Annotated in this window: 10 protein-coding genes and 1 pseudogene; 7 read left to right on the plus strand and 4 right to left on the minus strand. The window is 66.1% G+C overall.

From position 1 onward, the window contains the following. The 4 genes and pseudogenes from ACFE86_RS17460 to ACFE86_RS17475 form a co-directional block, all read left to right on the plus strand. The coding region (locus ACFE86_RS17460) for a PrkA family serine protein kinase (RefSeq protein WP_375456593.1) at positions 1–1,619 on the plus strand (1,619 nt) is incomplete at its 5' end. Between the two features lie 105 nt (positions 1,620–1,724). Further along, positions 1,725–3,026 carry a YeaH/YhbH family protein gene (locus ACFE86_RS17465; protein ID WP_375456594.1) on the plus strand — a complete coding sequence of 434 codons (1,302 nt, stop codon included), beginning with the start codon at positions 1,725–1,727 and terminating at the stop codon, positions 3,024–3,026. An 85-nt stretch (positions 3,027–3,111) separates the two neighbouring features. After that, on the plus strand, positions 3,112–4,671 hold the full coding sequence (locus ACFE86_RS17470; protein ID WP_375456595.1) for a SpoVR family protein: 1,560 nt from the start codon (positions 3,112–3,114) through the stop codon (positions 4,669–4,671). 123 nt (positions 4,672–4,794) lie between these two features. After that, positions 4,795–5,410: pseudogene (locus ACFE86_RS17475) on the plus strand (DDE-type integrase/transposase/recombinase); the annotation flags it as partial. 548 nt (positions 5,411–5,958) lie between these two features. On the opposite strand, the gene ACFE86_RS17480 reads toward ACFE86_RS17475, so the two are convergent. From ACFE86_RS17480 to ACFE86_RS17495, 4 genes are all read right to left on the minus strand, one after another. Continuing rightward, a complete protein-coding gene (locus ACFE86_RS17480; RefSeq protein WP_375456596.1) occupies positions 5,959–6,477 on the minus strand; it encodes a response regulator in 519 nt (172 codons plus the stop codon). A 185-nt stretch (positions 6,478–6,662) separates the two neighbouring features. After that, on the minus strand, positions 6,663–7,094 hold the full coding sequence (locus ACFE86_RS17485; protein WP_375456597.1) for a heme-binding protein: 432 nt from the start codon (positions 7,092–7,094) through the stop codon (positions 6,663–6,665). Between the two features lie 53 nt (positions 7,095–7,147). After that, on the minus strand, positions 7,148–7,765 hold the full coding sequence (locus tag ACFE86_RS17490) for a hypothetical protein (protein WP_375456598.1): 618 nt from the start codon (positions 7,763–7,765) through the stop codon (positions 7,148–7,150). Between the two features lie 163 nt (positions 7,766–7,928). Then, the gene (locus ACFE86_RS17495) at positions 7,929–8,516 is read right to left on the minus strand and encodes a BON domain-containing protein (RefSeq protein ID WP_375456599.1); all 588 of its coding nucleotides are present in this window, start codon (positions 8,514–8,516) and stop codon (positions 7,929–7,931) included. Between the two features lie 1,109 nt (positions 8,517–9,625). On the opposite strand from ACFE86_RS17495, the gene ACFE86_RS17500 reads away from it, so the two are divergent. The 3 genes from ACFE86_RS17500 to ACFE86_RS17510 form a co-directional block, all read left to right on the plus strand. After that, positions 9,626–9,940, plus strand: coding sequence for a hypothetical protein (locus tag ACFE86_RS17500; protein ID WP_375456600.1), 315 nt, complete (start codon positions 9,626–9,628; stop codon positions 9,938–9,940). Positions 9,941–10,021: 81 nt separating this feature from the next. Continuing rightward, positions 10,022–11,305: a hypothetical protein gene (locus ACFE86_RS17505; RefSeq protein ID WP_375456601.1), complete on the plus strand. Its 1,284-nt coding sequence runs from the start codon at positions 10,022–10,024 to the stop codon at positions 11,303–11,305. A 105-nt stretch (positions 11,306–11,410) separates the two neighbouring features. Next, positions 11,411–11,783, plus strand: a 373-nt coding sequence (locus ACFE86_RS17510; RefSeq protein WP_375456602.1) for a DsbA family protein, incomplete at its 3' end; no start/stop codon positions are given.

Genomic DNA, 11,783 nt, shown 5'->3' on the forward strand with positions numbered 1-11,783 from the left:
TCTACCTGCTCGGCCCCGTCGGCGGCGGCAAGTCGTCGCTGGCCGAGCGCCTCAAGGCCCTGATGGAGGTCCACCCCATCTACGTGCTGAAGGCCGGCAACGAGGTCTCGCCGGTGTTCGAGAGCCCGCTGGGGCTGTTCGACCCCGAGACGATGGGCGAGGAGATCGCCCGCCGCTACGGCGTCCCGCGCCGCCGGCTCACCGGGCTGATGAGCCCCTGGGCGCTCAAGCGACTGGACGAGTTCAACGGCGACATCGCGCGCTTCACGGTGATCAAGGTCCGGCCCTCGCGCCTGCGCCAGATCGGCATCGCCAAGACGGAGCCCGGCGACGAGAACAACCAGGACATCTCGTCCCTGGTCGGCAAGGTCGACATCCGCCGGCTGGAGACGCTCTCCCAGGCCGATCCCGACGCATACTCGTATTCGGGCGGCCTGAACCGGGCGAACCAGGGCGTCCTCGAATTCGTCGAGATGTTCAAGGCGCCGATCAAGATGCTGCACCCGCTGCTCACGGCGACGCAGGAGGGCAACTACGTCGGCACCGAGAACATCGGCGCGATCCCCTTCACCGGCATCATTCTCGCCCACTCGAACGAATCCGAGTGGCAGACCTTCAAGACCAACAAGAACAACGAAGCCTTCATCGACCGCATCTACGTGATCAAGGTGCCCTACTGCCTGCGCGTGCAGGAAGAGCAGCACATCTACGAGAAGCTGATCTCGGGCTCCGAACTCTCCGACGCCGCCTGCGCGCCGGGCACCCTCGAGATGCTGTCGCGGTTCTCGGTGCTGTCTCGCCTGCGCGAGCACGCCAACTCGAACGCGTTCTCGAAGATGCGCGTCTACGACGGCGAATCCCTGCGCGAGGTCGATCCCCGCGCCCGCTCGATGCAGGAATACAAGGATTCGGCCGGCGTCGACGAAGGGATGGACGGGATCTCGACCCGCTTCGCCTTCAAGGTGCTGGCGGCGACCTTCAACCACGACACCACCGAGGTCTCCGCCGACCCCGTGCACCTGATGTACGTCCTGGAGCAGTCCCTGCGCCGCGAGCAGCTTCCGCCCGAGACCGAGAAGCGCTACCTCGAGTTCATCAAGACCGAGCTGGCGCCGCGCTACGCCGAGTTCATCGGCCACGAGATCCAGAAGGCCTACCTCGAATCCTATCACGATTACGGCCAGAACCTGTTCGACCGCTACATCGACTACGCCGACGCGTGGATCGAGGACCAGGACTTCAAGGATTCCGAGACCGGCCAGTTGCTGAACCGCGAGCTCCTCAACCAGGAGCTGACGAAGATCGAGAAGCCGGCTGGCATCGCCAACCCGAAGGACTTCCGCAACGAGGTGGTGAAGTTCGCGCTGCGCTCGCGTGCCCAGCACGGCGGGCGCAACCCGTCCTGGACCAGCTACGAGAAGCTGCGCGAAGTGATCGAGCGGCGGATGTTCTCCCAGGTCGAGGAACTGCTGCCGGTGATCTCCTTCGGGTCGAAGAAGGACGGCGAGACCGAGAAGAAGCACGGCGAGTTCGTCGATCGGATGGTCTCGCGCGGCTACACGGAGCGGCAGGTGCGCCGCCTCGTCGAGTGGTACATGCGGGTGAAGCAGGCCGGGTGAGGACGCGGCCCCGTCGGGGTCCACGATCGACATCCGCCATCATTTCGGACGACTGGCCGGTCATGGATGCCGGCCGGATCTTGCGGGTGGGGATATGATCACCGGATGCACATCGTCGATCGTCGCCTGAATCCCGGGGGCAAGAGCCTTCCCAACCGGCAGCGGTTCCTCCGCCGCGTCAAGGACGTGGCGCAGCGGGCGGTGCGCGAATCGGCGCGCGAGAAGGACATCAAGGACCTCGGCAAGGACGGCCGCGTCTCCGTGCCGGCCGACGGGGTGCGCGAGCCGCGCTTCTCCCGCCAGCCGGGCACCGGCCTTCAGGACCACATCCTGCCCGGCAACAAGACCTACGTGGAGGGCGACCGCATCGAGCGCCCGCCGGGCGGCGGTGGCGGCCGCGGCTCGGGCGAGGGCGGGGACGGCGGCGAGAACAGCGAGGACGCCTTCCGCTTCGTGCTCACCCGCGACGAGTTCCTGGAGCTGTTCCTGGAGGACCTGGAGCTTCCGGATCTCGCCAAGCGCCGCTTGGCCATCGTCGAGACCGAGGGCCTTCGCCGCGCCGGCTACACGGTGACGGGTTCGCCGGCCAACCTCGCGCTCACCCGCACGCTGCGCAACTCGATGTCGCGGCGCATCGCCCTGAAGCGTCCCAAGCCCGACGAGGTCGCCGACCTCGAAGCCCGCATCGCCGACCTGCACGAGGGCGACCCGGCGCTACCGGAGCTGGCCGCCGCGCTCCTGGGCTTGCGCGAGCGCACGCGCCGCATCCCCTACGTCGATCCGATCGACCTGCGCTACCGCCGCTTCGAGCCCTATCCGCGTCCGATCGCGCAGGCCGTGATGTTCTGCCTGATGGACGTGTCCGGCTCGATGACCGAGCACATGAAGGATCTCGCCAAGCGCTTCTACATCCTGCTGCACATCTTCCTCACGCGCCGCTACCGGCACGTGGAGATCGTCTTCATCCGCCACACCGACCGCGCGACCGAGGTCGACGAGGAGACCTTTTTCGCCTCGCGAGAGACCGGTGGCACGCTGGTCTCCTCCGCGCTGGTCGAGATGAAGCGCGTCATCGCCGAGCGTTACTCGCCCGATGACTGGAACATCTACGCGGCGCAGGCGTCCGACGGCGACAACGTCTCCTCCGACGGCCCGACCGCGACGGAGTTGCTGCGCGCCCACATCCTGCCGGCCTGCCAGCACTTCGCCTACCTCGAAGTCGGCGACGAGAACGGCCCGCGCGCCGGATTCGTCGAGCACCGCACCACTCTGTGGCGCACCTACGAGGCGATCGCCAAGACGGGCGGCGGAATCGCCATGCGCAAGGTCAACCACCGCCGCGAGATCTACGCCGTGTTCCGCGACCTGTTCGGCCGCAAGGACGCGCGGGCGGAGGCGGAGGCGTGAGCGTCTTTCGCCCCCGCGCGGCAGAGCCCTTGCCCCTCTGCGGGGGGAGGGAGCGCGCGCCGCACACGACCGATCGGGAAGCGGCATGACGATCCTCAAGCCTCAGACGGTCTCGGGCGGCCCAAAGCCCCTGTTCACCGGCAACGACTGGGACTTCGACACCATCCGGCGCATCCACGAGGCCTGCGAGGTCGAGGCGGCTGCGCTCGGCCTGTCGTGGTACCCGAACCAGATCGAGATCATCACCGCCGAGCAGATGCTCGACGCCTACGCCTCGATCGGCATGCCGCTGTTCTACAAGCACTGGTCGTTCGGCAAGCACTTCGCTCAGCACGAGGCCGGCTACCGCCGCGGGCTGATGGGGCTGGCCTACGAGATCGTCATCAACTCCGACCCGTGCATCTCCTACGTGATGGAGGAGAACTCGGCGACGATGCAGACGCTGGTGATCGCCCACGCCGCGTTCGGCCACAACCACTTCTTCAAGAACAATTACTTGTTCAAGCAGTGGACCGATGCGGAAGGGATTCTGGATTACCTGGATTTCGCGAAAACCTACATCACCCGCTGCGAGGAGCGTTACGGGCATCAGGCCGTCGAGCAGGTGTTGGACGCCGCCCACGCCCTGATGAGCCAGGGGGTGCACCGCTACCCGCGCAAGAAGCGGCCGGACCTCGCCTCTGAGCAGCGGCGCGAGCGCGAGCGCGTCGAGCACGGCGAGCAGATCTACAACGACCTTTGGCGCACCCTGCCGCAGAAGGTCGGCGCCACGCGCGCCGACCTCGCGATCGAGCGGCGCAAGGCCCTGCTCGAACTGCCGCAGGAGAACATCCTCTACTTCCTGGAGAAGGTCGCGCCCCGGCTCCAGCGGTGGCAGCGCGAGATCCTGCGCATCGTCCGCCTCGTGGCGCAGTACTTCTACCCGCAGCGCCAGACCAAGGTGATGAACGAGGGCTGCGCCACCTACTGCCACTACCGGATCATGACGTCGCTGTCCGAGAAGGGCCTGATCGGCGAGGCGGCCTACCTCGAATTCCTGCAATCGCACACCAACGTCATCCGCCAGCCGACCTACGACGACCGCTCCTATGGCGGCCACAACCCCTATGCGATCGGCTTCGCGATGATGCAGGACATCGCCCGCATCGTGGAGCAGCCGACCGCCGAGGACCGGCAGTGGTTCCCGGAGATCGCCGGCGTCGGCGACCCGATGACGGTGCTGCGCGACTGCTGGGCGAACTACCGCGACGAGAGCTTCATCGCGCAGTTCCTGTCGCCGAAGCTGATGCGCGACATGCGCCTGTTCCACGTGGTCGACGATCCGGAGCAGTCGGAGTTGCACGTCGCCGCGATCCACGACGAGCGCGGCTACCGCAAGATGCGCCGCTCCTTCGCCCGCCAGTACGACGTGGCGTGGCTCGACCCCGACATCGAGGTCATCGACGTCGATCTCGAAGGCGACCGCCGCCTGATCCTGCACCACAAGGCGCTGAACAGGATCACGCTGCAGAAGGAGGACGCTAAGCGCGTGCTCCAGCATCTGGCCGACCTCTGGGGCTACGACGTGGTGCTGAAGGAGGTCGAGCCCGCGACCGGCACGGTGATCGGCGAGCACCACGCCAGCGCGCGGCCGATCTTCTTCTGAGGGCACTCGCCCGGAAACAGAGGTGGCTCGGGGGATCTGCACCGTGGGGCTGAGTGGAATTTCTGCCTGATCCGCGGCCAGGATGGCCGCGGATCAGGAGCGATGATGAGCAAACGACAGCGCCTGAAGCGTCTGCGCATCGAGGCGATCGACCGCAAGCCGAGCACCTCGAAGCCGACGCCTGGGCACAAGATCTACCCGTGCCTGCTGCGCAGGCTGACGATCGACCGGCCCAATCAGGTCTGGGCGATGGAACCGAAGGACCGCGCAGCGACATCACCTGCGTGCCGATGGCGCGTGAGTTCGTCTACTTGGCCGCAGTGATCGATTGGTTCAGCCGCCGGGTCCTGTCCTGGCGGCTCTCGATCACGATGGAGGCCGACTTCTGCCTCAAGGCTCTGGAGGAGGCGCTTGCCCGGCACGGCAGGCCGCAGACCTTCAACACGGACCAGGGCTCACAGTTCACGAGCCACGCCTTCACCAGCGTGCTGCTGGAGGCCGGGATCGCCATCGGCATGGACGGCGGAAGCGCGTGGCGCGACGACGTCTTCGTCGAGCGCCTGTGGCAGTCGATCAAGCACGAGAAGATCTACCTGCGGGCCTACGACACCGACGGCGCGCGCCGCGATCGGCCGGGTATCTCGCCTTCTACAACGGGCGCCGGTCCCATTCGAGCCTTGACCGGCGCACCCCAGACCAAGCCTACTTCGACAGGCTGCCGCATCCCGCAGCGGCCTGAGCCCGGCAGAATATCCACTTATCCAAGCCCAGGTCGCTGTTCAGACAAACCGAGCCACCTCTCTGTGCAATCGGGAGAACGCGAGCAAGGGGTAGTTCCGAAAGGGTTTTTGGAGCGTTAACCACCTCGAAGGGCGGCAGACGCGTCACCCCCTCGAAAACGAGCGTTTCCGGGAGATGTCGTCGTGCGGAAAAGTCGGCCTGAACGTCTCAAATAATCTGCACCGGAGTTTTACGAGATCGTGTCCGTCTCACGCAATTTGCGCTCGGTCTCAAATAACTTGCGCCAGAACGCTTTGAGCGTCTCACCGTAATCTGCATGGACTTGGCGACGAGGGAGGCGGAGGACCTTCCCTCGCTTCCCACCTTCACGGGAAAACCGAGGGTCACGCCCGCTGCGGCGGCGGGCGTGACGGATCGGCTTTGGGGATGGGCTGTCTCGTATCGTTGCGCTGGTCGAAGCTTCTGACGCGAAGGTTGCAAAGCACGGTCCTTACCAAAAGAAGCCGCAGCTAAAGTAGACATTTCAGTCGCATCGATGCTGGCTTGTTATGGATGACTATCGCTGATGTTCATAAGTGCAGAAATTGCCGTAAGGATCTGAGCGGGTGCAAAGGGCTTCTTTACCAACGTACTATTTGGGACGCCGTGTGAAGCCCATTCGTGCCCGCTGGCGCCGCTCATATAAACGACTGGCAGTTCAGGGACGATCTCCCGTGCACGTCTTGCAACGTCCCATCCATCTGGACCATGTCCGAGATTGATATCTGTAACCAATCCCCGCAGCTCTGCAGCTTTGCGCTCAATTACAGAATGTGCTTCGTTGCCATTTTTAGCTGCAATTACCTTATATCCGCCTTCACCGAGTGCTTCTTCTAAAATTCTACGGATTAATTCATCATCGTCTACTAGAAGCAGAATTATTGTGGTGTTCATCTGTTTCTTCTTCGCGCGGCGCGGGTGGAAGATCAGACAGGATGTCGTCGCTTTCCAGCGCCAGAGGCCACGAAGGAGCCGACGATAAAAATATTGTAGCTGAATTCGCCAGGAATAAAAAAATCCTTTCACGTTGCGGAGTCGCAGTCTGCCCTCTCTGGACGGGGCGAAAAAGAGTTCTAAACTGACCCACTACCTTGAGATCTCGGTGTACGTGTCGATCACCGACCACGATACGATGCGGACATTCAAGGTCGCCCATGTCAGGCGGTCGTGACCGCCCACTCGAAACCGGCTCTGCATCCACCGACTCTCGGCTACGCAGAATGCGCGAACAGCCTCGCTGGCATCGGCTGCAAGGCGGCGACGCATGCGGCCGCGCACGCCAAGTCCTGCTCGGTCTCGGTGCCCCCATAGGCGCCCACGGTACCGATCAAGGCACCGTCCCGCCTCAGGGCCAGTCCCCCCGGCTCATGGAAGGCCGCCATGCCTTCGGCCTCGACGGTCGCGCACGCAAAGGTGTTGCCGGCCTCCGGCATGACCTCGCTGTTCCGCCCCGAGATCGACGAGGCGACCGCTTTGCCGATGGCATGCCGCGCCGTCATGCAGCCGGCCCCGTCCATCTTCGAGAAGGCGACGAGGCGCCCATTGCGGCCACAGACCGCCACGCTGAGGTGGATATCCAATGCGTCGGCCTGGGCGATCGCGCACGCGACGATGGCGGTGGCCTCCGAAAGTCTCAGGTTCATCCCTACCTCCATCGACGTCGGTTCCCTCAGCCTTGCCGGCATGCTGGGACGGATCAGGCGTCGCGGACGAGCATCTCGCGTCCGAGCGCCAGCACCTGTCCGTCCGTCGCGGCCGAGAGGTCGACGTTCGTCGTGGCGACGACACGCTTCCCGGTGTCGGCATGGTGTTCGTTCAGGCGGCGGGACAGGACGGACATCGCGCTGCTCTTGCCGGTGCCGTGGCCGACGATGGCGATGCGGGGCGCATCCCTCACGGTCATGATGATACCCTCGTAGAAACCCACGTCCTCCGGAACGCGCTGCCCGCGGAAATTGCCAGCCTCCTTGTGGGCGAGATGGTGGATGTGGCCCTGGGGGTTGTACGGCCGGAGCGTGGCTACCGTCGCCCCTCCGAAGGTCTCGGGATCGAGGCGATAGATCCGCGCCTCGTGGTGGTCGACGACCATCAGGGCGTCGCTCTCGGCCGCGACGCGCGAGGGCAACATCATCTCGGTCGAATGCGCCGACAAGCCGGCCTCCTCCATCAGGTTCCTCAGGCGCTCGACCTCGCGGGGGTCCATGTCCTTGTCCCGCGGACGGAGGAAGGTCGCCGTCCGGCCGGCCAGGGTGAAGCCCCACTTGTCGTCGCGCTTCTCCTCGGCGCTTCCGACCCGCCCGATGAAGGCCACCACCTCGCGCCATTCCAGGTTGTTGCTGGTCGGGTGGTGGAAGACCTAGCCGAGGATGGTCCGGTCGTGACCGTGGATCTGGGCATTGATCATCGGAAGGGGTTCCTGACGGACTCCGCATCGGGCGGTCTGCCCGGTGCGGTGGTGTGGGAGCCTGGAGGTTCGCTCAGACGACGCGGATGTCGTTGTCGACCGCCGTGGCGCCCGGGGCGCCCCAGGCCGTCCTGCTGGCCATCTGGCGGTCGTACCAGGTGTGCACCGTCCCGCTCAGGTGGACGACGCCGCCGTGGGCGCTGACGCTGATGGTCTTCGGGTCGTACCAGCCCCGATGCAGCGCCTCGCTGATGTCGGCGCTGATGTCGGACACGTTCGGGCGTGCCTCGATCGTGATGGTGTTCGAGATCCCGACGACCCCGCGCATCCCGCGGATGTCATGCTCCGCGGCCGCCTTCTGGAACTGCCACTCGACCTCGCCGGTGAGCGTGACCCAGCCCTTCTCGACCGTCACCTTGACCGCTTCGTCGGGGACCGAGACGTTCCAAGCCAGGCGCTGCACGAGGGCTGCCGCGATCTCGTCGTCGTTCTTCCTGGCGTGGTGGGGAAGGCGAACCTCGATCTCCTCGGCGACCGCGCGGACGCCCTTCACCCGGCCGGCGGCCTTCTCGGCGGCATGCTTCTCCATGTAGTTTTGGACGTGGCCCGTCAGGGTCACGATGCCGTCCTTGGCGGTCACGCCGATATGAGCTGCGGTCACGCTCGGCTCTCAGCCGAGTTCGGCGAGGACGTTGGTCTGCAAGGTCTTGTCCATGGTCATGATGCTTTTCCTGTGATCGAGGAGGACTGCGCCCTGCTGCCGGTGGGCCCTTGACTGGATCGACGGGGCTCGTCGGATCGGGAATGGGCGCGGCGACCCGACGACATCGGGGATCGCGCGAGACCGTCGATGGGTCATCCCGGCTTCGGGTTGGGCCGGCGATCCCGACGGCCGAACCCTAGAGCATTTTCCATGATCCCCGGATCACGGAAAATGCTCTAAATCTTTGTGTGGCCGCATTTTCTTCACGCGAGCCGGCATCCACCTCTCTGGAAAATGCTCTAGTCTCCAGCCAGGGTCAGTCCTTGATCCACCGCAAAGCCGGCCCCCCCCGACGCGCGCATGCTGTCCCTCGTCATGGGTTGGATGACCCGGCCCCACGCCGCGAACCGGACGTTCCCGCGATGGCAAACCTCTCAAGCTCCACGCTCGCCGTGCTCGGGGCGCTCTTCGTCGCCTCCGTGGCGCAGGCTGCCCCTGCCGATGGACCTCAGGCCGGTTCCAACGGGCCGAACATGCCGCGGTCCAGCGACATCGTGCCGAGCGAGATCCGGCCCCAGGAACCGGCTGCAACGGGGACCGTGCGGGAGCTCGACCGTCGGTCCCGCTGGGAGGGCATCCACCGGCCGACGATCCGCGAACCGTCCCGATAGTCGGCACGGCATGCCAAACACGGCGAGGGGCGGCTGTCGGATCGCCTTCTCGACAGAGACGCAGCGGCTTACGTGGCACGGGAGGGGGTGAAGACCCGCTTTCGCGCGGCGCGGACATGGGCCTGGACCTGGGCCTATGCCCAAAGGGACCTTCCGCTTTCAACGCGTTTTACGCTTTGACCGGACTGCACATCATCGGATCTTTGGAAGCAAATTTCCGATTCGAGCGACTACATTCCCAGTCGTTGACTGCAAAGGCCGACGGAAGCGCCACCAGGACGGCTTCATGACGATCGCGCTGCGAATGCCCGACCCGACGACCGGATCGCCCCTCTCGTGTTGCCGCACCGACGGCACGGCGAGGAACCGGGATCTGGCGGGACAAGGACTTCGGCGATGGGCCACCATGACACGAATTTTGATGCGGCCGTCGCAACACGGACGCTGCAATCCCTGAAGGGCCCGGCATCCGCCCTGTCGCGTCGGCGCGCCTACGGGCAGGCCGCCTTCGCCACCGCAATCGACGACGGACTGATGCCCGACGAGGTCCGGCAAATCCTGGCCGGCCGCCGGATCGTCGACGCCTTCCCGGTGCGATGGGGTGAGAGCGTGCCGGCCTATGCCGCGCGCACGGTCGCCGAGATGATGGTCGCCTATCTCCGGGCCGGCCCCTTCGAGACCCCGACTCTCGGTGCCGCGACCGCCGGCTGAGGCCCAACAGCGGCCGACGTCCAAGCCGGACGAATGTCCGTCCCGCGATCTGCGCATCGACTCACGACGAGAGGTCTCGCCATGCCGATCGATTGGTTCTGCCGTCCTCGGCGGCGCCGGGCGATCCTCGGCTCCGTCGCGCTCGGGGCCGCCATCGCCTGCCTCGCCGCCGCCGAATCCGGACCGGCCGGGGAACCCCTGTCCCTGCCGACGGCCTTCGTGCGGGCGTCGACCGACCTCGCGCAGCACTTCGCGTCCGATGACGCGGACACCGCGGCGCGGGTGACCCTGGGTCCGGGCGGCCGGGACCTGCGCGTGGCCGGCGACCTCATGGAGGGCGTGTCGGCCCGGGTCGCGGCCCTGCTCGCCGCCCATCCCGAGGTGCGGCGCATCCACCTGACCAGCGGCGGCGGCTTCGTCGAGGAGGGGTTGGCGTTGGGTGCGCTGGTCGCCGAACACGGGCTGGCCGCCTACGTTCCCGACGACTGCGCCTCCGCCTGCACCCTGGCCTTCGTCCGCGGCAGCCAACGCTACCTCGGGACGGGCGGACGCCTCGGCTTCCACGCCCCCTACGAGGCCGGGCTGTTCGGGCAGACCTTCGCGGTCGATGCTTCGCTCGAACGTGCCGCCTACCGGGCCGCGGGCATCGCGCCGGATTTTACCGCCGCGGCGCTGGCGGTCTCCTCGGACGACATCTGGCTCCCGGACGCCGCGCGCCTGCTCCAGGCCGGCGTGGTCACGGAGGTCGTCGAGACCGATCGCTTCCCGGATTCGACGCTGGACGACGATGCCAGCCCGCAGGCGGCCCGCGCGCAGGTGCTGCGCAACCTGCAGGTCCTCGCCGAGGCAAATCCCGCCACCGTGGAGACGCTCGCCGCGTGGTACCGCGACGGCTACGCGGATGGGCGCTCGGAAGCGGACGCCCTCGACGGGTTGCAGCAGCAGGCGGCTGCCCATTTCCGGCACCTGTTCCGGCATGCAGACGACGCGACGGTCCGGGCGCTCGGGCATGCCGCCCTCGCGGCGATGCGGGAGACCGAAGCCGAAGATCAAGGTGCGTGCGAGGCCATCGCCGGGGGCGATGTCGTGGTGATCGCGGAAACCCTCAGGCGCGCCCGGCATCCGGCACCGAGCGTTGCGGCCCTGATCGCGCACGCGCGCCGGGGGAGCGGGACGGCGGAGATTGCAGGATCGGACCGAGCCAAGCCGCACCGGCGCGCACGCCACGGGTCGGGGCATTGCGGTGCGCGGATCGAGGCCGTGCGGCGTGCGCTGGAGCGTCCCGTGCAGGAGGCGGCGTCGGTCCTGCGCACGCTGGTGCTCGATGGGGCGCAGCCGGCGGTCGCGGGCATCGCCTCCCCGTGAGTGCTGCGGCCTCATTTTCGACGTATGATCCACGAAGTCACTCTGGCGTGGAAGCTGATACCGCCGTCCGGACAGGTATCGACTTGATAGTGTTGGATCTTACAAATGGAAATTCTGCACCTATCGCCCAAACCGTCGATTGAATATTACTTCAGCTTTCTGTCTCTGTGGTCATATGTTGGTAGTCTAGCGTTCCAGGATATCGTCGAGCGGCAGGATGCAGAGGTGATATTCAAGCCGATCGACCTCTTGGCCGTCTTCGCCGCAGGCGGAGGAAAGCCGGTGAAGGAGCGGCCGGTTCAACGCCAAGCCTATCGCCTCGTCGAGATGCGGCGCTGGCGCCGCATCCGTGGCATCCCGCTGGTCCTGCACCCGACGTTCTACCCGACCGACCCGTCACTGGCCCATCGCGTTCTCCTCGGTGCCATCGCCGAGGGTGAGAACGTTGCAGCCTTCGTGCATGCCGGGCTGAGGACGG

The organism is uncultured Methylobacterium sp. (assembly GCF_964244095.1).
Classification (GTDB): Bacteria; Pseudomonadota; Alphaproteobacteria; order Rhizobiales; family Beijerinckiaceae; genus Methylobacterium.

Bases quoted from the DNA above. Each gene is read 5' to 3' on its own strand.
- ACFE86_RS17505 (WP_375456601.1), top strand. From the start codon at position 10,022: ATGCCGATCGATTGGTTCTGCCGTCCTCGGCGGCGCCGGGCGATCCTC.
- ACFE86_RS17500 (WP_375456600.1), top strand. From the start codon at position 9,626: ATGGGCCACCATGACACGAATTTTGATGCGGCCGTCGCAACACGGACG.
- ACFE86_RS17470 (WP_375456595.1), top strand. From the start codon at position 3,112: ATGACGATCCTCAAGCCTCAGACGGTCTCGGGCGGCCCAAAGCCCCTG.
- ACFE86_RS17465 (WP_375456594.1), top strand. From the start codon at position 1,725: ATGCACATCGTCGATCGTCGCCTGAATCCCGGGGGCAAGAGCCTTCCC.
- ACFE86_RS17485 (WP_375456597.1), bottom strand. From the start codon at position 7,094: ATGAACCTGAGACTTTCGGAGGCCACCGCCATCGTCGCGTGCGCGATC.